Origin of the sequence: Chitinophaga fulva (genome assembly GCF_012927205.1) — a bacterium.
GTDB classification, from domain to species: Bacteria; Bacteroidota; Bacteroidia; order Chitinophagales; family Chitinophagaceae; genus Chitinophaga; species Chitinophaga fulva.
The window spans coordinates 658,273-677,963 of record NZ_JABBGC010000003.1 but is presented as its reverse complement, the minus strand read 5'-3'; the positions used below and the strand labels follow the sequence as shown (position 1 = coordinate 677,963).

Here is a 19,691-nt window from a genome sequence, read left to right as displayed (position 1 = left end):
ATTTATCTATCCTGTCGTCGAAATCTATTTATGTAAAGGAAAAGGACTAATGATTAGTACCTGGACCTTGGGAAGCGTTCTCTTTCAGTTTTGGGCCGGGCTTCATTAACAACGATAGCCTGTGAATCCAGGGAAGCGCCGTTCAGGTCGCTGATAGCACGCTCAGCCTCGCCGTTATCCGGCATCTCAAGGAAAGCGAAGCCTCTGGAGCGGCCACTATAACTGTCGATGATTATTTTAGTATTCCGTACAATACCAAATGGGGAGAACAGGGCAGTCAACTGCTGTTCAGTTGTCTGGCTGCTTAAATTGCCAACGAAAATGTTCATAAGTGTAAAAATTTAAAATATGAGGAATATGGCAGCTGGAAAAGCGAAGACTGAGGAAGAAAAGAAATGATCCAGACTAAATCAGAAGAAGCTGCGGGCAGGAGCCTTGTAATTTGTTAAAGGTAGGCTTTAAAATCAACAAATGAGGGACTATTTTAAGCATCCGGTCGTTTGCCTGCCACAAACAATTTGTTCAGGGCGCTAATTTTCGGCTGGATGGTTATTGGTACTGATGAGAAAAGGAGCTGTGCCATCATCCCGTATTGAATCAGATTTAACATACCTGCGGGTAACGGAAAAGGTGACATGCCCGTGAAAATAATGTCGGCAGGGGATGGGAAAAGTTTTTGTCCGGAATACCTTCCTGTTCTATCTTCGACCCTTAAAATTTATCAGGATACCATGAAATTAAACTTAATGACTGTACGAAGTGTGTTCATGTTGGCGGCTGCTTGCACCCTGTTCGGCTTGAGGGCCAATGCGCAGGCTCCGGTGGCAAATGATAGCGCTGTAACGATGCTGAAGCAGTTCTACACCGTATATATCACGGAAGGTGCAAAAATGACGGAGGACTTTAAGAAGCTGGATTTGCTGAAGAAGAAGTACTGCACCACTAAATTGTTGTACAAAATAAAACACACAGAGTTGGATGCAGATCCTTTTTTGAATGCACAGGATGTGGACGGCAGCTGGGTAAAGACGTTGTCTGTCAATAAAGACCCCAGGAAGGAAAAAGGGTATATCGTTTCTTTTAGAGGAGTAGAGAGTAACACAAAAATTACTGTCAGGTTACAAGTGACAAAAGAAAAAGAGAATTATAAGATAGACATTATTGAAGGACTATAATTGGAAGGGTACAATTTTGTACCCTTCTTTTTTTATGGGAGATGCCAGTGCTCTGTGTTAAACCAGCTCAGTACCTGCTGTTGTGGCGCTTTTTCAGCTATTCCTTTGAAATGATATTCGTTGGATGAAGGATCGTAGGTATAGTCCCTGCTCCATTCCTTTACATGGAAGACAGTGGCTTCTATGGCATCCAGTATATAGTGAACCTCCCGGATGGTCATGGTAGGATGAACGGATAACCTCACCCAGCCGGGTTTATGGGAAAGGTCCCCTGAATGGATAGATTGCCGGATAGCGTGAGACCAGTCCTTGTCCACATGGAGCAGGATATGGCCATAGGTGCCTGCGCAGGAACACCCGCCGCGCAACTGGATGCCGAACCGGTCATTGAGCAGCCGCACGATCAGGTTGTAATGCACCCCTGTTACGATAAACGAGACAATGCCGAGCCGGTGCGCCGCCTGTGGCTCCAGTACCTGCAATTGCGGTATCCGGGCCAGCCGCGGAAGGATGATGCCCAGCAGTTCCTCCTCCCGCTGCCGGATATAGTTTACCTGCATCTGCTCCTTCAGCCGTATACACATAGCAGCTTTGATACCTTGCAGGAACGGTGGCGTACCGCCGTCTTCCCGTTGTTCAATATCGGAAGTGTAATCATGTTCGTGCCATGGATTCGTATAGTCTACCGTACCGCCACCGGGATGATCGGGAACGGCGTTATGGTAAAGACTTTTGTTGAAAATCAATACGCCCGGCGTTCCTGGCCCGCCCAGGAACTTATGCGGTGAAAAATAGATGGCGTCCAGGCCGGCCCCGGCTTCTTCCGGATGCATGTTGATATCGCAGTAAGGGGCGGCACAGGCAAAGTCCACAAAACACCAGCCACCATAGCGATGGACCAATTTCGCGATGTCATGATAAGGCGTCAGGATACCGGTCACGTTGGAGCCAGCGGTTACGGCGGCTATCTTAACAGGACGTTCCTTATACTGCTCCAGCAGTGCGCCGAAGTGTTGCAGGTCCACATTGCCATCGGTATCATGCCCGATGATCTCTACGGTGGCAATAGTCTCCAGCCAGCTCACGTGATTGCTGTGGTGCTCCATATGGGTGATAAATACGACCGGCCGCTGCGTTTCATTACGCAGGGAGCAGTGCAGGTAATCTGCAGCGCGGCCGGGTACCCGCAGCCCCAGTATTCGCTGCAGCTTGTTGACGGCGCTCGTCATGCCACTGCCACAGAAAAGCAGCACATCGTCCTGCGTGGCGTTAACATGCCCTTTGATAATCTGTTTAGCGGTTTCATATGCTTCAGACATGTAGGTGCCGGTAATAGTGGTATGGGTATGGGTGTTGCCCACAAAGGGCAGTACCTGTTGCCTGATCATGTTTTCAATAGGCCCATAGGCCCGCCCGCTGGCGGTCCAGTCGGCATAGATGATCCTTTTTTTGCCAAAAGGGGAGTGGAAAAACTGCTGATGGCCAATAGTATGGCTGCGGTAAACAGCGAAATAGTCTTCCAGTCCGCTTTCACATGGCAGGGGATATGATGGCATGACTATTTGGTTTTAGCCGTGTTGGAGAATTTAAACATGGCATGCGGCGCTTTGCTAAAGTGCTCATGCAGGAAAAACGAAGCCAAAATCGGTAAGGCAATGAATAATGCCAGCATGGCCAGTTGCCCGGCGGATACTTTTTGGATGGCCTGTCTGTGCTGTGGTTCACATACTTCACCAGGACAATGCTGCACGGTTTTCTTAAAGAAAAGCGGATAAGCCAAACATCCCAGGCAGATGCCGAAGGACGCCTCAAAAAACAGGAAACACAGGCATATAAAGCATACCAGGGCAGTGATAGGGCTGAAGGCGTTGACAATCAGGAAAAGGTAAAACATGGTGCCCGACAGTACTACGCCGATGCTCCAGGCAAACCGTTTCTGTGGCGCGCCTACATATTCCGGTACCTGGTTGCGGACAATCAACCGTCCCAGGACCAGGGAAGGGGCGAACCGCGGGTTGATAAACACCCTGATCAGCAGGTCGAGCAGGAAAAGTGAGATCACATATTTGAGCATCACAAAGTTGCCGTCAAAAGCAATAAACATCAGGGAGGTATAAGTGGCCAGGAAAAAGAGTCCTGCTGCGGCCCTGATCTCCCGTTCATTTAACACCGGAATATCATAACCATCTACTTTTTCGCCGAATTGGATAAACTTGTTCATGTTTGTTAAGGTTGAAGGTAAATGTTTGGGTATTGGGTTGCCGGCGATATAAAATTAGGGACCAGGCCCCGTTGCCATTGTGCGGTGTCAACAAACAGCAGGTTACGGTAAACGAACGACGGGGTTTGGTCAAGCACGGTGAGTAATTAGGAGATAGGGAAATATTTATCGACATTTATCCTATTAAATAAAAAGATGAAAAGACTGTCAGGCATACAACGATACGAATTGTACCGATGGCTGGTACCGGTTTTTTTATTGTTGAATATATTGCAGGACCTGGTGGAAGGCGCCGGTAATTTTCCGTTGAGGGTTGTCAATGAAATCTGGTTGGCCCTCTACATATCAGTGATCAATTACCGGCTGTTGGAGTATGCTGTGCCCAAACTGAGCTGGAAACGGGCGGTCTACGGTTTTTTTGTGTTGTTGTCCTATCTTTTCGCGTATTCTATTGGACTTTTCCTGTGGCGCGCGTTCGGGGTTACCCTGCATATTTTCACCCCACTGGGCAATCCCATTCCCATGGAGGACCGGCTGGGCACACTTATCGGCTACAGCATTGGGGCGTTAGCGTTCTTTGCCATCGTCCGGCATCTTTACAACTACATCAAACTAAAACAACATGCCCAGCAGCTGCGTATTGTCAGCCAGCAGGCAGAACTGAACTACCTGAAATCCCAGACCAATCCTCATTTTTTATTCAATACCCTGAACAATATTTATTCGCTGGCGCGCGATAAGTCGGACCTGGCGCCGGAATCCATTTTACGGTTGTCCAAGATGTTACGGTATATGCTGTACGAAACCAGCGAACCTTATATAGCTGTTGAAAAAGACCTTAAAATTATCGATGATTATATCGCGTTGGAAAGGCTGCGTTACGATGATTCCCTGCGGGTCAATTTTAACCACGACCTGGAAGATATGAAACAAGCATTGCCTCCGTTGTTGCTCATCCCGCTGGTGGAGAATGCCTTTAAGCATGGGGCCTCTGAAACCAGGGAGCGCCCTTTCGTAGATATCCATCTCTCCATAAAAAACAGGCAATTGTTTTTTGTGGTAAAAAATTCCACGGGAGAGCCGGCAGGGGATGGCAGCTTCAATACGCAAATCGGTCTTTCCAACCTGCGGCGGCAACTGGAGCTGCTCTATACGGATTATCATCTCGATGTGCAAAGGGGCGATTATGTATTCACGGCCACATTGAAAATTAATCTTTCAAGCCATGTCTAAGATCAAATGTATTGTCATAGAAGATGAACCGCTGGCGGCGAAAGTGCTCACAGACTACATTTCGCAGGTGCCTTTCCTGGAACTGCAAAAGGTGTTTAAAGATGCTTTGCTGGCAGCGGAGTTTCTGTCGCAGCAGGAAACAGACCTGATGTTCCTGGATATTCACCTGCCCAAACTGAAAGGCATGGCTTTTCTGAAGACGCTCGTGGACCCGCCCGCAGTGATCGTTACTACAGCCTATCATCAGTATGCGGTGGAAGGTTTTAACCTGAACGTGACAGACTACCTGCTGAAACCTTTTGAATTTGAACGGTTCCTGACGGCGGTGAACAAAGTGCGGGCGGAACAAAAGAAAAATTCGGGAGAGGAGCGGGATTTTATTTTTGTCAGCGTGCAAAAACGCAGGGTACGTATACCATTTTCGGAGATATTGTATGTTGAAAGCCAACGGGAGTACATCCGTATTGTGACCACCAAACAGGAGTATATTTCCAAAATGGGCACTAATGAGATCGAAGAACTGTTACCCGTGCGTACTTTCAAGCGGGTGCACCGTTCTTTTATTGTGTCTGTAAATAAAATTGAATCTTATACCGCAGAAGAGATATTCCTGCATGGGGTCTCCATCCCGATAGGAAGAGGGTATAAAGATGTGATCGATGAACTGTGACCGGAGAAAAACCTACTGGTTTACCCGTATAAAAAATACACATCTTATTGGTATTGGTACAGCCCGGAACTGTGCTCAGTTTTGTAATTGACATCATCGGGTGATATTCTCTGGATATATCGCCGGTTATTGATAAATCCAAATAACGAAGCTATGCATTGCTGTATCCGGCGGATATTTATAGTGGCGGGTCTCCTGGTGGCCGGCGCTTCAAAGATATCTGCCCAAAAAACACCTGAATACATTTACCCTACGGCTGCTTTTAATGAGGCAGAAGTGGCCAGCCAGATGGAAGATGGTAAGGCTACTATTCAGGGATTGGCCAAACTGAAAAAGAAAGGGCGGACCTACTACCCCTGGCAGGGTGACCGCATCCAGCTGTACCCGGTGACCCCTTACCTGACCGAGTTCCTGGAACTGCAGAAAAAGTACCGTAAAGGCAAAAAGGTCGCTACCATGAGCAATACGGTGTTCAGTTATCACATCGAAGGAAGGGTGATAGACGAAAACGGCCATTTCGAGTTCCGGGACCTGAAACCAGGGAAATACTATATCGTGACCTGGATAGACTATGAGAAGAGTTATGAATATAAAGTGCAAACCGGCAGGGAAACGGCTTATAACGGTTATGGGGACGTAGTATACTCAGTACCTACCTACACCTGGTACACCCACAAATATGCGGTAGAACAGGAAGTATCCGGTATCGTAGACGTAACCAGTGACGGCAAAATGTCGGCCGTGATTTCCAATGAATAAAACAGTATCATGAAAAAAATCTTCATCCATCTCTCTATATGCCTGTTGTTGGCGGCTCAGGCGGCCTCGGCCCAAAACGTCAAAATGCGGGACGAAAATTTCAAAAAAGCACTCATCGAACAGGGTGTTGACCTGAACGATGATGGAGAAATCCAGGTGTCGGAAGCCCTGAAGGTCACGAAGCTGTATGTCAATAAGTTCCATATAAACAACCTGTATGGCATTAAGAGCTTCGCTAACCTGGAGGAATTCGGTTTTTATGACAACGAGATCAGGGACGCCGATTTATCCGGAATGACCAAGCTCCGGGCGGTTTATGGTTTTAACAACCAACTGCAAAGCCTGAACGTAAAAGGCTGTACGAACCTGGAGACCCTCTATGCTCCGTACAATAAACTCTCCATGATAGACCTAAGTGGCCTGCCTAAGCTCAAAGAACTCCAACTGAACAATAACACCCTGAATGTGGTGGATGTGGGAGGCCACCCGTTACTGGAAGAATGTCAGTTGAACGACAACATGATGACCGCCTTCCGCTTCAAAGGCTCCAACGCCATTAAGAAGCTGCGGCTGGACAACAATCTGCTGGAAGAGCTGAACGCTACGCCGTTAAAAGACCTGGAGGAGTTGAGCGTATACAAAAACAGACCAATGACCGTATTGAAAATATATGGGCTGCGGAAACTGAAAGAGTTAAGTGCTGATTTTTGCTCGCTGAATAACCTGAATATGAGCGGGACTGTTAACCTGACTAAATTCACCTGGTGATATCATTTTTTCATTTGGTTATTTTTTTATTTAAAGTAGGTCAGGCATACTTTAAATAAAAAAATAACTAAATGAAAAATAACTACATGACTACGGTGGCTTCGAATTCTATGCTTAACGTCTCAAAAAGCGCCTTCACCTCCGTTAGCGTCAGCGCTGTCTGGACCCCATGTTTGGCTACCCATTCCTTATATGCATCAAAGCAGGTATTCACAAACGTTTCAGAGGACGTTGTGTAAACTGTGAGGCGTACAATGCCACTGCATGCGTATCCTGCCTGATGAATTACCTGTTCCAGGTTTTGCAGCGCAATATGCAGCTGTGTTTGCATATCTGCTGCCGATGAAGTGCCGTCGGGCAACACGGCTGCCTGCCCGGCGCAATAAAGGGTGCTGGTTACCTGTTTTACTTCAACAGCCTGTACATAGCCGCGTTCATCCTGCCATTTCCACGGATTAATGATTCGTTTCTCCATTTTGTAATAGTTTGATATGGGCCTCTGAATGGCGCCACGATTAAAAAAATATACCCTGCAAAGGTGGGCAGGGCATCATTCTTTTTGTGTGACAAACCTCACTATTTTGAAACGGCTGGAAATCAGGCTAAGAAGTATGCCCAAGTCTGCTGAGGGTTTCGCGTGATACGCCGAGGTAAGAGGCCAGCAAGGTTTTAGAGACCCTTTGCAGCAGTGCCGGGTATCGCTGTAACAGTTGCTCGTAGCGTTGTTTGGCGTTGGAGGTGAGGAAGGACAATATACGCCGCTGCGAACCGATGTGGCCACCATTGGCTTTCTGCAGGAAAAAATGTTCCATCTTTTGAAGACCGGCACACAGTTTCCGGTAGTTTTCCAGGGTAAGGCAGTACACTTCTGTGTCTTCTAAGCATTGCAGCGACATGCCGGCCCGGGTTTGCGTGAAATAGGCCTCATAATCGCTTTCCCACCAGTCTTCCATCGCAAAGGAAACAATGTGTTGTTTCCCGGTATCATCATGATATATCAGTGTTAAAAGCCCTGAAACAACAAAATAGGAATACCGGACACTTTCGCCGGTCTGGAAGAGGAACGACTTCTTTTTGGCATTTTTAACCGTGAAGTGGGAGCGTACAAATGCAAACTCTTCGTCAGTCAGGGGGACTATTTTTTCTATATGTTGCCTCAGCTTTTCCTGCATGTATGGAAGATAAGATGAGGCCCAAAGTTAACGGTATCCCGGCCAGCGGAAAAATCCCTTTTTTACGGGATACGATAGCTGTGAATTATGATGTACTTTAATAGTACACTTGTTTCTCTAATGCCTCAAATTGAAAAGCCATGAAAAAGAAAATGCATTTGCAAAAGCTCGTTTTAAGCAAAAAAATTGTGGCGCGATTGAGTACGCTGCAAGCAGGGGATGTGGTAGGCCGCAGAATTTCTGATCCTCTGACGGAAAATCCCTGTGATCCCGTACACAGCATGTTGTTTTGCAGTCGCAGGACCTGCTAAGGAAAAGTAAAATTCCGGGGTATGTACTACCCCGGAATATTCATCAAACTATGCTTTCCACCAGTTGTAATAATTGTGTTCATTGTCCACTTCAAATCCTGTTCTGGGATACAGCTGATTGCCGATAACGTTGGTTTTTTCTGTTTCCAGCAGCAGGCCACAGGCGTTGGTTTCATCGCAGTAGGCTTTGCAACGGTCAATGATCATCACGGAAAGACCGCGGCCTCTGTAATTGGGGTCAACAAACAGGTCGCTCAACAGCCACTGGCGCTCGAGCTTTTTGTAATGAAAGAGGGAGTAGAGCTGGGCAAACCCTACGGCCTTACCATCTACGAGGGCCAGGAAGGTATCTGATTCCCCGTTGGTAATCCTTTCCCGTAAGAAGTTTTTCCCCTTTTCGAGGTCTGATGGCTGGCGGTAAAAGATGCGGTAATTGTTGAATAACTCCGCGAATTCATCGAGATGCTCCATCCCTGCTTTGACAATTTGTACCATTTCTTATGATTTAGTGTTTGAGTTATCGGTCATGTATCATCTTACCTCCATTGACTCGTTCCAGTAGTAACCGTCAGGGGTAGGCCGCTGGCCGAATACGGCCGTGCCTACACGAACAATGGTAGCCCCTTCTTCAATAGCTGTTTCCAGATCGCCGCTCATGCCCATAGAAAGCTCGCCCATGGCCACGCGGGGGATAGCGGAGGCGATGATCTGTTGCTGTAGTGATGTCAGCAGGCGGAAACACTGGCGCACTTTTGCTGTTTCTGCGCTCAGCAGCCCGATGGTCATCAATCCTTTTATATGCAGGGTGCTCAGGCGCGATACCTGTTCCACCAGCTGCATGGCGCCTTCGGGCGCGATACCGAATTTGCTTTCTTCTCCGGAAGTGTTTACCTGTATCAGCACGTCCAGCTGTTTGTTTTCCGCAAGCAGCCGCTGGTGCAGTTTTTCAGCCAGCTCCAGGCGGTCCATCGACTGGATGCAGGTAACATCATATTTCAGGATATCTTTGATTTTGTTGGTTTGCAGATGTCCGATGAAATGGTTTTCATGCGGGACAGCTTTTAAGGCGTCGTATTTTTCTTTCAGTTCCTGTACCTTGTTTTCTGCAATCAGCGTATAGCCTGCGTTCAGCGCGATTTTGATCCGTTCGGCGGGTACGGTTTTGGTGGCCAGCAGCAGTTTAACGCTGTTGGCGCTCCGTTGACTGTTGATACAGGCTTGTTGTATCCTGTTGTTTATCTTTTGGAGATTGTTTAATACTTCCTCACTCATACGTCCACATTTTTGGCTGTTGTTTCCAGGTGGGCAATCAGTGCGGCTTTTACCTGTGTGAAAACATCGTCTTTGGCTTCGGCGAAGGAGATGCCTGTTTTCCGTTGTATATGCCGCATGTGCTCCGGGAAGCGGGTCAACAGCGTGTCATAATAGGTGTTTAACTCTGCGGTGGAAGGCATCTCAAACGGGATGTTGAGCTGGAACCTTCTGATCAGCGCTTTGTCAATAATATCCACATGGTTGGTGGCACAGAGCAGCAGGGCTTTTTCGGGGAAATAATCAATCAGCTGAATGAGCGTATTGACAAGGCGTCTCATTTCTCCTACGTCCCGGTCGTCGTTGCCGCGTGCTTTGCCGATCTGGTCAAACTCATCTAAAAACAACACTGCTTTTTCGCGTGCTGCCTTATCAAAAACAGCTTTAATGTTTTGAGAGGTTTCACCGATGCGGGCGCAGATGATATTGCTGAGATTGAGGATGAACAGCGGTTTCCCCAGCGCATGGGCGATAGCTTTGGCGGTGGTGGTTTTACCGCAGCCGGAAGCGCCGTGCAGCAGTATTTTATTATTGACCGGAAGACCGAACTGCTGAAGTTCTTCCACGTAATAATGTTCTTTGATCAGCTGTTCGATGGCTTTCCGTTTCTCTTCGTGCAGGAACACATCATCCAGGCGGGTTGTTTCTTTGTCCGTGATAATAAGATCGTAAATATTCATGGCGGCGAAAGGCAGTTTTTATGTTGGGAAATACTCCTGATGGCGCCGGGACCATCAGGAGTTTTTATTACTTCAGGTCGTCAATAGACGCCCCAAAGTTAATGTGTAGCACGTTTCCGTTGGCTAAAACCAGTGCCGGAACGGATTTTACACCTGCTTCTGCTGCCTGCCCAACTTTTGCTTTGTCCGTGCCTAAATGAATCACTTCTACGGTATCCTTCGGGATCAGGTTTAAAATATCTTGTTCTGCGCTAACGCATACAGGACAACCTGCATGATAAAAAACTGCTTTTGCCATGATTTACGGATTGTGTTAATTGCATAATTGCGACCCAAAGGTACTGGCCTGCTGGGGGATGTATCTGGTCCAGATTCTATAAATGCAGGTGGTCCAGTTTTGAAAAAAGACTAACTTAGGGATGCTAAAATTTACCCGTTATGAGTCAGGCCAACCGTATCATTGCCTCCTGGCATGCCAATGCAGACCAGTGGATAGCTACCATCGATCATGGTGAAATTGAATCGCGGATGCTCGTTACCAACGAGGCGATAGTCCGTACGGTGACCAGCTACCCGCTGGTATCGGTACTGGACATCGGTTGTGGAGAAGGGTGGCTGACGCGCGCATTGCATAACAAAGGCCTGAAAGCCGCTGGTGTGGACACGGTGGCGGCACTGATAGACAATGCGCGTGAAAAAGGCGGCGGCAGCTACGCGGTGGCCAGCTTTCAGGACATCGCTACCGGGACCTATACGGTAGATAAAAAATTCGATGCGGCGGTTATCAATTTCGCGTTGCTGGACCAGGCTGATACAGAAGCCTTGCTAAAAAACATTCGCCGGGTGGTGGCGGACAACGGACTGGTGTTTATTCAAACCCTGCATCCGCTGGTAATTGCCGGGCAGGAGCCTTACATCTCAGGATGGAAGGAGGGAAGCTGGAACGGGATGAAACGTGCATTCGTACAGCCCTACCCGTGGTATTTCAGAACGCTGGAAGACTGGACGCGGTTGTTTGCAGACGCAGGCCTGGCGGTGAAACAATTGGGGGAACCGGTGCACCCGGAAACACAGGCGCCCGTATCGTTGATATTTGTATTGCAGGTATCGGCTTAGAAGAAGATATTATCTCTGTTGCAGTGCCATTTCGGCCCCTGGGCGGGCTGCATACAAGACCCCATGTAATATTTGTTCCCCACCGCGGGGCTATAGATGACTTTCCCCGATTTTCTGGTCTTGGTGACTACCTGTGCGATGCCATAAACCAACTCCCTGGTCTCATCTGTTCTGTTACATTTAGGGCAAATGGCTTTGCCGGCAGTGTCTATCCCGACGTGTGCGGGAATGGGAATCGTCAGCCGTATGGTGTCTGTGGTGTCAGTCAGGTCAATATGCTGAAGGTACATGTCGGCGCCCATGCCGAGTTCGGTATAGATAATATCCACTTGTTTAGGAACGCGGTCCGGGAAAGTATAGATGAACCCGCCTTGACCGCTAATGTTGCTCCTACCGATAATTTTCCCTTTACTTTTCAGAATGATCTGGGAAAAAGTGTTCTCGTAGTCCCAGGGCTTATCAGCCACGAGGTGGCCGGAAATCACTTTTTTGCCGGGTGGTGTTGGCAGGAACAGGAGGATAAACAGGAGGCGGAACATCATATTTCAAATATACCGAACAGGGCGCAAAATACGGGGCGTAATTTTTTCTTACCTTTGTCGAATGCTGGATATTGTAATAGCGTAGTTACCGGCTCTCCGCCGGTAATTGCATACAAACTTTTTAAGGAAAAACATTTATACACACCTGTTATGCGTGGTTGATCTAACTGCGCATCGGGACAACTATTATCCGGCAATGAATACAAACAATTATATCATCAGAAAAGAAACAATATCCGATATCCTACAAATTGATGCTGTTACCAAAGCAGCGTTCCTCTCTGCGGCCCATGCCAGCGGTACCGAACAATTTATCATCCGTGCACTGCGGGCCAGCGGGCAATTAACCGTATCACTGGTGGTGGAAGAAAACGGGGCATTGATAGGTCATGTGGCTATTTCTCCGGTGGAAATTTCTTCGGGGGACAAGGGGTGGTTCGGATTGGGACCGGTATCTGTCCTCCCTGAAAAACAGGGGGCTGGTATTGGCTCTGCACTGATCAAGGCGGCACTTACTGCATTAGGACAGTCTCCTGCAAAAGGCTGTGTGGTATTAGGTGATCCGGCCTATTACGGCAGGTTTGGTTTTAAAACCGATGCCAGGCTGCTGTATCCGGAAGCTCCCGCGGAATACTTCCAGGTATTGGCTTTTGAAGGAATGGTGCCAACGGGCACGGTGCAGTACCATGCATCGTTTTATGTAACGGAATAAATATGTAGATGGATTTTATAGTGACCAACAACCCGCTGCTTGCAGCGGGTTGTTGATTTTATGGACGATATCAGTAACGTTTGGCGGTGGCAGACAGGCCTGTTGCCAGCAGCGACTCAATCGCTGATTTAATGTTCGGCAATGGTCCGATATGCCCACCGGTACCTTGCGGTGTACCGGTATTGATCAGCAAATTCCGTATAGCCCGCGGCGATAGTACGGTGCCGGTACGGGCTTTGTACCACGATTGTACGGCAATCACTGCTGATGCAGCGATCGGTGTGGCGGAGGAGGTACCGGAGAAGTTGTTGGAATAGGTAGCATTGGGGCCGCCGTTATACAGCGTGCCATATCCTGCGCTGGTCACTGACCAGTCGCCCCAGCCCTGTATGTGTACGGAGCTGCCATAGGTAGAGAAACTGGCTTTGTTCTGCGCAGATTTGGTACCGGCGCCTACGATGATAGCGCCATTGTCGCCCCGGGCGCGGTAACCGGCGTAAAACGCGCCATCGAGGTCCTGGTTGCCGTTGCCGGCCGCTGCTACGATGACGATCCCTGAGTCAGTGGCGGTTTTGGTAATGTCCCATACGGCCTGATTGTAGTCAGCAGGGACATATTGTCCACCCTGGCCACCGGTTTGCATTTCATAGAGGAACACGTCACCACGGCGTAAGCGTTGCAGGCCAGCAGCGATACCGGCGGGTCTTCCGGCTACCCGTTCTGAGATGACATAGAGGCTATCTGCGCCATACACCAAACCAGTGACGCCAAAGCCGTTATTTTTCGCTACCAGTATGCTGGTCACTGCGGTGCCATGGTCTTTGAACTGATCATCCGGTGGTGGCAGCACTTCCACATTGCGGCCTCCGGTCAGGTCTTCATGGTTTTTGTTGTAACCCCATTCGATGTCAGCAATCCGGATACCGGAGCCGGTAACGCCGATGGACCAGGCATAGTTGGCGTTGATGCCGCGTATGGAGGGGTTACTGGCATCAACATCGTTTTTGTAGTACTGCTGACTGGTGAAATCCGGTGTGGGCGGCGGCGGCGTGTTTACCGGCTCAATGGCCGCATACTCTACGATGTCCAGTTGTTCAAAAGCATTGGCCAGTTTCAGCACTGCTGCGGGAGACAGGCCAGGGGCTTCTTTTACATACAGCAGTCCTCTGAAGGCGTAGCGGTTGAACTGGCCGGGCGCCGGTGCAGCCTGCCGTCCCTGCTTCAGTGCGGTTTTCTCTTCGGGGCTGAGCGGGATGGCCTGTTCATACGTATACGACTGTACGTCGCCGGAGGTGCGGCCCCATGTTGCAGCGGCTGCCGGCGCCTGTCGCGCTGCAAATACGGGTTGGTTTTTTTCTACGTCCTCAATAGCGGCGGCCTTGAACTTTACGAGCAGCCGGTACTGGTCCACACCGGGCAGCAGGTGGTTCTGGCCTTTCAGGCCAATGGCCTGTTGCGCATTGTCAATGGGTTGGTCGGCAGGAAGTTCCTGTGCTTTTTTGGTACATCCTGCAATACTGATGCTCAGGGCAAGGATGAAACTTAATCGCGATTTCATGTTGGTTTTTTTATAGGTTGAACAAATAAAGAATAGACACGGTTTCCCGCACTGGCTACATACAGCGGGTTTATCAGGATGACTTACGGTACAGATATGCTGACCTGATAGCTATTGATACATGGAAGGTGGTAATAAAGTATGGCGTACCTTTAGTAGTAATTGGTTGGTTCTGTAAGGGCTGTATTAATCTAATGGTTATTTGACTGCGTCATTACTTAGATGAATATACGAATTTTCCGCAAACCACCAAAAGCAACAATTGTTACTATTGCCAACAATAACATGGATGACCATGCATACAATATACAAGAACGACACTATTCTCGTCCGTGAATTTTTGCCGGAGGAACTGGACCTGTTCCTTACCCTGTTTGAGGACCCGGAAGTGACACAGTACCTGCCTCCCGTTACACCGGAGCGTTACAAACAATTATTCGCCATAGCGCTGGAGGATTACAGCAAAGGATTGTTCAGCCGCTGGGGTATTTGGGACGCCGTGACCAACGAACTTATCGGTACCTGTCTGGCGCGGCCTTTTGTAGAAGTGTCCGGTCAGCTGGAAATCGGTTATACGCTGGCGAAGGCCTATTGGGGCAAAGGGATTGCCACCGCGGTGAGCAAGGCGTTGGTGGAATATTGTTTTACGCACACCTCCGTCAGAGATGTGGTGGCGCTTACGCATCTGGATAATATCGGTTCACAGAAGGTATTGGAGAAAGCCGGCTTCAGCAGGGCGCCGCATAATATTGTGCGTGACCAAAAGGAAGCAGCTTATTTCGTGTTACGTCGTCCGGAATAAAAAGCGGCGGAACTGCCTGTTCCGCCACAGAGGTTTATTGCAGTGTATCCCGCAAGAAGCGGGCAGCTTCCTGTTGTGCTTCCCGCGCTTCCGGCAACAGTGCCGGCATGAGGAAGAAAGCGTGGATAGTGCCGGGATACAGAGAATACTGAACAGGAACACCCGCCTGCCGGTACCGGGTTGCCAGCTGCCGGCCATCATCACGCAGTGGGTCACATTCCGCTGCAATGATCAGCGCCGGTGGTAATCCCCTGAAATCATTATGGATAACGGCGGCCTGTGGATGGCGGGCATTTTCTTCCTGGCCAGTATAGGCCTGCCAGCATCGCTGCATCGTTTGGTGGGTGAGGTGATAACCTTCTGCATAAGTATTGTAGGAGGCGGTATCAAAGCGGGCTTCTATGGGAGGGTAAATAAGCAATTGCGCTGCGAGGGCAATGCCGGCCTCCCTGGCGCGCAGGAGGGTGGCGATGGAAATATTGCCACCGGAGCTGTCACCGCCAATGGCTATACGTTGCACGTCGATATCCAGCGAAACGGCATTGTCCCTCAGCCATAATAACGCATCGAAACCATCATCCACGGCCGCGGGGAATACATGTTCCGGTGATAGCCGATACTCCACCGAAACGATGGCCACGCCGGATTGCGCGGCCAGATTACGACACAACCAGTCGTGCGTGGCTACGCTGCCACGTACCCATCCGCCGCCGTGGAAATAGAGCAGTGCTGGTTGTATGCCGGGCTGCGGGCTGTAAACAGTGACGCTCAAATTCGGGTTGACCAGTCGTTGTACTACCAGCGGGAGTGCTGTTTTTTCTCCGCTCCATCCCGGCATCACATCCAATAACCCTTTCCGGAACGCCTCCATGGTAGCGGGTGCGGAAGGGTGGTGGGTATGTACGTTTTCCAGATAAGCCTGTACATTTGCATTGACCTGCCTGTTGTATGTCTGCATAAAAAAATTTACGCAAAGGTGTCTCAGGTGCTGGTAATAATTGGTGTTATACTTTTAAGTGCGATACTTACTTTTAGGTGAGTATCGCTGTTTAAACAGCCTGTCATGCCCGAATTTATTGTTGATAACAAAGTTTTTTATAATCCTGTTGAATTTGCGCTTCATCATATCGGTGGTACCTGGAAGATACCGATACTGTGGAGGTTACGGGAAAAAGTGCTGCGTTATGGGGAGTTGAAGAATGAAATCCCACATATCACGCATAAGATGCTGACCACTCAGTTGAGGGAACTGGAGACACTGGGCATGATTGAGCGGACTGTTTTTCCGGTGGCGCCGCCAAAGGTGGAATACCGGATAACCGAAAAAGGAAAGGAGGCCCTGCCGGTAATAGAGATGCTGATACAGTATGGCTTTGGACTGATACGAAAGGCAGGGATCGATTATCCGGAGATAAAATAATAAGAAATGCCCCGGCCTGCTACTGCTGGCACAGATTTGGGATTTTTATGGGTGAATACGGATTCTTTAACCCATAAAAGCATGTTGTTATGGACAAGGAAAAGGATGTTACCGGACAACCAGATCCCCCGTTTTCCAAAGACGATTTATTGGGTGCGGAAGGAGAATCGGATTTTACAGAAGAGCAGCCCGGACAAGACACTACCACCGATGAAAAGCCGCAGGAAAATTCTCCGGAATCCGAACCAAAGAAAAAACCATGATGGGGTATCTGATGATAATGAAAGGGGCCGCTTGATAAGGCGGCCCCTTCGTATATTTTATTCGGGGATGTCCAGTCCGGCGTCGCGCGCCTGTTGTTCATACTGCCGTGCCCGTGCTTCGTCTTTTACGTCTTCGTTGTAGTGGTACATACGGCGCAGTTCAAGGAGCGCGTCATCCATCCCGAAGTCCACCGCTTTCATGTAGTGGGAGAGCGCTTTGCGGGCATCGGATTTCACGCCCAATCCCAGCTCGTAAAGCCGGGCCATGTTGAAGGCGCAGTATCCATCTTTGTTCTTAATACCGCTGCGGTAGGCATCTACCGCATTTTTATAGTCTTCCGCTACTTCAGAGAGCGTGCCCACATAGTTATAACAATCGATACCCAACCTGCTCGCATATACGAAATGTTTCAGCGCCTGTTGATCGTCTTTCGGTACTTTGATACCCTCATAGTACAGCATGCCGAGGTTGTAATGGGCATGGGGTATATGCTGGGAGGCAGCTTGCAGGTAAAGTTCCTGTGCTTTGCGGATGTCTGGTGAAGTACCGATACCGTGTTGATAACAGTTGCCCAGTCCGTTGGCGGCATGGGGAGAACCGGCAGCCACACCGCGGGCATACCAGTCAAAAGCCGCGATGTCATCGATATAACCGTCTATGGTTTCATAGAGAAAACCCAGGTCATTCATGGCGTCTTTATTACCCTTGTCAGCAGCTTTTTTATAGTAGCGGATGGCATCTTCGTATTGCTCCGCATCCAGCGCGTCGGAACCTTTTTGATACAGGAGGTCGTCGGGAATGTCATCGCCGGCCAGTTGGACAAGAACGCTCAATAGTTCTTCCGTATAACGATAACGGTTATCCGTGATGATGGCCGCTATATCCGCCGTTGTCAGCTGTTTTATCTCGCCTTGATGGGTGATGGAGAAGGCTCCCGCTGCATTCACCGCGATGGTATACCAGTTGCTGTTGTCATGCCAGGTGAATTCGCGGGCAATAGTATCGTAAGCCGGAGGTATGACCTTGTAGTTTGGGATATACATGCCTTCTTTACCATCCTGGGAAATTATGCAGGCGTATCCAAGAATAGTCTCGAGGCTAACGGGGGAGAGCGGTAACAGCCAACCCTGGGAAACGGACCAGATGCCTTTGTTTTTACCCTGGCGTACAATGATAGCGTCACTGGTTATCTCCTCTAATTCGTCATACATCACGGGAAGCAGCTCTTTGCCTTCTATGGTGAAGAGGCCGCAGCGTTGCTGTGGTTTCCGGCGGATGAACTGAAATAAGGTGCCTTTGTTGAAACTGCCAAACGGAATTACTTCGTCGATGCTGTCATCGCCGATGCGTATAAATGATGATGTATAGTGATGTTTAATATTGGAGTCCAGGTGGCGGGCTGCGAACAGGGTCATTTCAGCATAATAGAGCGGTTCTATGCCCGTTGCAAAGGCAAAAGGCAGAAGCTGGTTGCCTTCCGCATCGATAATACCATAGCGTCCTTCCCGGCCCGCTGCGTACAGCAAGGGATCTTCGTAAAGTACGGAAACGTCTTCATAGCCTGTGTCGGGAAGTGGTGCTCCGGGCAGCAGCAGATAAAACTGTTCACCGGACTTTACCAGGGCCCGGCCATCCGTTACATCATCGGCCATGTCGTAGACCAGCCCGGAAACTAGTTCTCCCTGTTTGTTTACATAGCCCCATTTGCCTCCCCGGTTAACGACTGCGAACTCTTCATCCTCCGGGAAAATAAATACTTCGTCGTATTCGGCGGGAATCACTACTTCACCATCTACTTTCAGGCCGGTAAGGCCGTTTTCGGTGAATGCTTCCTGGTTGGAGTCTTCCTCGTTTGGCTCATAATAGCCCGACTGGATGACGTTCCAGCCATAACTATACACGCTGGTACTGAAAAATTCCCGGAAGGTTTTGAAGCGATAGGGATTGTGCTGTACATCGGGACATTCGTTGAGCAACAACGGGTCATTGGCGGCAATAGCTGCTTCAATGGCGACATTGGTGCCGTTGATCTGTTCCAGCAGTTCAGCAGCTTGTGCTTCATGTGGCTCGTCACTCATGTTGAACACGTCCCACGCGTCAAGGTGGAAGCTGTCATACCCGATTTTTTTATCGAGAAAGTCAAAGATGTTTTGTTTGTCTGTCCGGAAGGCTGCCGGGTCATCGATCAATATGTCCGCGTGCGTATCGATAAAATCGTATAGTCTTTTCAGTGCGGCGATGCCTTCGCGCGCGTCGGCATAAATGCCTCCGTTTTGTCCGTTATAGGCGGGAGTGCCCAGGTGTGGCTGGCTGGCAAATAACGGGTGAAGAAAGAAGGGAAATTCATATTTCCATTCCATCAGGGTGATGCTGTGCCCACCCTGGCCGCCGATAACAGGCAATATACTCTCTAGAGAGCCGTCAGCCGGAATTTCCGGTGCAGGGCGGTTTCCTTCGTTGTTCAGGTTGTACAGGTAGATACGGTGTGACATGACACAATTATTATTTTTCTTTCCGGCACTGCTATGCCGCTGGTTAACAGGGGCAAATTGGCGTATTTTCGGGCATCTTCCAAAAAAAATCTATCTTGCTATCTGTTAAAATTTAAACAGAAATGACCCTGGCCATTCATGAAACCGGCACTGTACGCATTGCTGAAGTGATTTCAGATGAGATACTGATCAATAACCCCGATGAAGCATTACAATTAATTGTTGATGTTCACTATCAGGATTTCGACAAAGTAATTATACATGAGAAGAATATCATCCCGGACTTCTTCGAGTTGAAAACCGGTATAGCCGGCGAAGTGCTGCAGAAGTTTATCAATTACCACATGCAACTGAGTATTGTCGGCGCTTTTGAAAAGTATCCCGGTAAGAGCATTCGCGACTTTATTTATGAAAGCAACAAAGGCCGGCACATCAGTTTTATGCCAACGGTAGAGCAGGCGGTGGAGAAACTGGGAAAATAAGAC

Annotated in this window: 25 protein-coding genes; 12 read left to right on the top strand and 13 right to left on the bottom strand. The window is 48.9% G+C overall.

What is annotated here, in order from left to right; translation table 11 throughout:
* Positions 1-53: 53 nt before the first annotated feature.
* Positions 54-329, bottom strand: a complete 276-nt coding sequence (locus tag HHL17_RS26030; RefSeq protein WP_169227770.1) for an RNA recognition motif domain-containing protein — start codon at positions 327-329, stop codon at positions 54-56.
* A gap of 402 nt (positions 330-731) precedes the next feature.
* Between HHL17_RS26030 and HHL17_RS26025 the strand changes: the two genes are divergently transcribed.
* A complete protein-coding gene (locus HHL17_RS26025; RefSeq protein WP_169227769.1) occupies positions 732-1,175 on the top strand; it encodes a DUF3828 domain-containing protein in 444 nt (147 codons plus the stop codon).
* Between the two features lie 32 nt (positions 1,176-1,207).
* Here HHL17_RS26025 and HHL17_RS26020 read toward each other — a convergent pair whose 3' ends face one another.
* Together HHL17_RS26020 and HHL17_RS26015 are read right to left on the bottom strand one after the other, a co-directional pair.
* Positions 1,208-2,731, bottom strand: coding sequence for an aminotransferase class V-fold PLP-dependent enzyme (locus HHL17_RS26020; protein ID WP_169227768.1), 1,524 nt, complete (start codon positions 2,729-2,731; stop codon positions 1,208-1,210).
* Positions 2,732-2,733: 2 nt separating this feature from the next.
* Entirely contained in the window at positions 2,734-3,396 is a 663-nt protein-coding gene (locus HHL17_RS26015) for a DUF4395 domain-containing protein (protein WP_169227767.1), read from the bottom strand.
* 195 nt (positions 3,397-3,591) lie between these two features.
* On the opposite strand from HHL17_RS26015, the gene HHL17_RS26010 reads away from it, so the two are divergent.
* From HHL17_RS26010 to HHL17_RS25995, 4 genes are all read left to right on the top strand, one after another.
* Complete coding sequence (locus tag HHL17_RS26010; RefSeq protein WP_169227766.1) at positions 3,592-4,629, top strand: sensor histidine kinase; 1,038 nt, start codon at positions 3,592-3,594, stop codon at positions 4,627-4,629.
* Positions 4,622-5,299 carry a LytR/AlgR family response regulator transcription factor gene (locus HHL17_RS26005; protein ID WP_169227765.1) on the top strand — a complete coding sequence of 226 codons (678 nt, stop codon included), beginning with the start codon at positions 4,622-4,624 and terminating at the stop codon, positions 5,297-5,299. Before HHL17_RS26010 ends, HHL17_RS26005 begins: the two co-directional genes overlap by 8 nt.
* 153 nt (positions 5,300-5,452) lie before the next feature.
* Entirely contained in the window at positions 5,453-6,058 is a 606-nt protein-coding gene (locus HHL17_RS26000; RefSeq protein ID WP_169227764.1) for a hypothetical protein, read from the top strand.
* 9 nt (positions 6,059-6,067) lie between these two features.
* Positions 6,068-6,826: a leucine-rich repeat domain-containing protein gene (locus HHL17_RS25995; protein WP_169227763.1), complete on the top strand. Its 759-nt coding sequence runs from the start codon at positions 6,068-6,070 to the stop codon at positions 6,824-6,826.
* An 82-nt stretch (positions 6,827-6,908) separates the two neighbouring features.
* On the opposite strand, the gene HHL17_RS25990 is transcribed toward HHL17_RS25995, so the two are convergent.
* Together HHL17_RS25990 and HHL17_RS25985 are read right to left on the bottom strand one after the other, a co-directional pair.
* On the bottom strand, positions 6,909-7,301 hold the full coding sequence (locus HHL17_RS25990; RefSeq protein WP_169227762.1) for a RidA family protein: 393 nt from the start codon (positions 7,299-7,301) through the stop codon (positions 6,909-6,911).
* Between the two features lie 127 nt (positions 7,302-7,428).
* Positions 7,429-7,998: a Crp/Fnr family transcriptional regulator gene (locus HHL17_RS25985; protein ID WP_169227761.1), complete on the bottom strand. Its 570-nt coding sequence runs from the start codon at positions 7,996-7,998 to the stop codon at positions 7,429-7,431.
* 140 nt (positions 7,999-8,138) lie between these two features.
* On the opposite strand from HHL17_RS25985, the gene HHL17_RS33980 reads away from it, so the two are divergent.
* Positions 8,139-8,309, top strand: a complete 171-nt coding sequence (locus tag HHL17_RS33980) for a class I lanthipeptide (RefSeq protein WP_206156174.1) — start codon at positions 8,139-8,141, stop codon at positions 8,307-8,309.
* A 48-nt stretch (positions 8,310-8,357) separates the two neighbouring features.
* Here HHL17_RS33980 and HHL17_RS25980 read toward each other — a convergent pair whose 3' ends face one another.
* From HHL17_RS25980 to HHL17_RS25965, 4 genes are all read right to left on the bottom strand, one after another.
* Entirely contained in the window at positions 8,358-8,804 is a 447-nt protein-coding gene (locus HHL17_RS25980) for a GNAT family N-acetyltransferase (protein ID WP_169227760.1), read from the bottom strand.
* A gap of 36 nt (positions 8,805-8,840) precedes the next feature.
* On the bottom strand, positions 8,841-9,581 hold the full coding sequence (locus tag HHL17_RS25975; protein WP_169227759.1) for a YggS family pyridoxal phosphate-dependent enzyme: 741 nt from the start codon (positions 9,579-9,581) through the stop codon (positions 8,841-8,843).
* Positions 9,578-10,300 (bottom strand): AAA family ATPase, encoded by a 723-nt coding sequence (locus tag HHL17_RS25970; RefSeq protein ID WP_169227758.1) that lies wholly within the window; start codon positions 10,298-10,300, stop codon positions 9,578-9,580. Before HHL17_RS25970 ends, HHL17_RS25975 begins: the two co-directional genes overlap by 4 nt.
* 67 nt (positions 10,301-10,367) lie before the next feature.
* A complete protein-coding gene (locus HHL17_RS25965) occupies positions 10,368-10,598 on the bottom strand; it encodes a thioredoxin domain-containing protein (protein WP_169227757.1) in 231 nt (76 codons plus the stop codon).
* Between the two features lie 140 nt (positions 10,599-10,738).
* Here HHL17_RS25965 and HHL17_RS25960 point away from each other — a divergent pair, with 140 nt between their 5' ends.
* Entirely contained in the window at positions 10,739-11,416 is a 678-nt protein-coding gene (locus HHL17_RS25960; protein ID WP_169227756.1) for a class I SAM-dependent methyltransferase, read from the top strand.
* Here HHL17_RS25960 and HHL17_RS25955 read toward each other — a convergent pair.
* A complete protein-coding gene (locus tag HHL17_RS25955) occupies positions 11,413-11,958 on the bottom strand; it encodes a hypothetical protein (RefSeq protein ID WP_169227755.1) in 546 nt (181 codons plus the stop codon). The genes HHL17_RS25960 and HHL17_RS25955 overlap by 4 nt on opposite strands.
* A gap of 196 nt (positions 11,959-12,154) precedes the next feature.
* Between HHL17_RS25955 and HHL17_RS25950 the strand changes: the two genes are divergently transcribed.
* Positions 12,155-12,670 carry a GNAT family N-acetyltransferase gene (locus HHL17_RS25950; RefSeq protein ID WP_169227754.1) on the top strand — a complete coding sequence of 172 codons (516 nt, stop codon included), beginning with the start codon at positions 12,155-12,157 and terminating at the stop codon, positions 12,668-12,670.
* A 70-nt stretch (positions 12,671-12,740) separates the two neighbouring features.
* On the opposite strand, the gene HHL17_RS25945 is transcribed toward HHL17_RS25950, so the two are convergent.
* Positions 12,741-14,228 carry a S8 family serine peptidase gene (locus HHL17_RS25945; protein ID WP_169227753.1) on the bottom strand — a complete coding sequence of 496 codons (1,488 nt, stop codon included), beginning with the start codon at positions 14,226-14,228 and terminating at the stop codon, positions 12,741-12,743.
* A 295-nt stretch (positions 14,229-14,523) separates the two neighbouring features.
* Between HHL17_RS25945 and HHL17_RS25940 the strand changes: the two genes are divergently transcribed.
* On the top strand, positions 14,524-15,030 hold the full coding sequence (locus tag HHL17_RS25940; protein WP_169227752.1) for a GNAT family N-acetyltransferase: 507 nt from the start codon (positions 14,524-14,526) through the stop codon (positions 15,028-15,030).
* A 34-nt stretch (positions 15,031-15,064) separates the two neighbouring features.
* Here HHL17_RS25940 and HHL17_RS25935 read toward each other — a convergent pair whose 3' ends face one another.
* On the bottom strand, positions 15,065-15,988 hold the full coding sequence (locus tag HHL17_RS25935; RefSeq protein ID WP_169227751.1) for an alpha/beta hydrolase: 924 nt from the start codon (positions 15,986-15,988) through the stop codon (positions 15,065-15,067).
* A gap of 105 nt (positions 15,989-16,093) precedes the next feature.
* Here HHL17_RS25935 and HHL17_RS25930 point away from each other — a divergent pair, with 105 nt between their 5' ends.
* Together HHL17_RS25930 and HHL17_RS25925 are read left to right on the top strand one after the other, a co-directional pair.
* A complete protein-coding gene (locus tag HHL17_RS25930; RefSeq protein ID WP_169227750.1) occupies positions 16,094-16,450 on the top strand; it encodes a winged helix-turn-helix transcriptional regulator in 357 nt (118 codons plus the stop codon).
* 89 nt (positions 16,451-16,539) lie between these two features.
* The gene (locus HHL17_RS25925; protein ID WP_169227749.1) at positions 16,540-16,713 is read left to right on the top strand and encodes a hypothetical protein; all 174 of its coding nucleotides are present in this window, start codon (positions 16,540-16,542) and stop codon (positions 16,711-16,713) included.
* A 57-nt stretch (positions 16,714-16,770) separates the two neighbouring features.
* On the opposite strand, the gene HHL17_RS25920 is transcribed toward HHL17_RS25925, so the two are convergent.
* Positions 16,771-19,206 (bottom strand): SEL1-like repeat protein, encoded by a 2,436-nt coding sequence (locus tag HHL17_RS25920; RefSeq protein ID WP_169227748.1) that lies wholly within the window; start codon positions 19,204-19,206, stop codon positions 16,771-16,773.
* A gap of 122 nt (positions 19,207-19,328) precedes the next feature.
* Between HHL17_RS25920 and HHL17_RS25915 the strand changes: the two genes are divergently transcribed.
* Positions 19,329-19,688: a DUF4180 domain-containing protein gene (locus HHL17_RS25915; RefSeq protein ID WP_169227747.1), complete on the top strand. Its 360-nt coding sequence runs from the start codon at positions 19,329-19,331 to the stop codon at positions 19,686-19,688.
* Positions 19,689-19,691 lie beyond the last annotated feature (3 nt).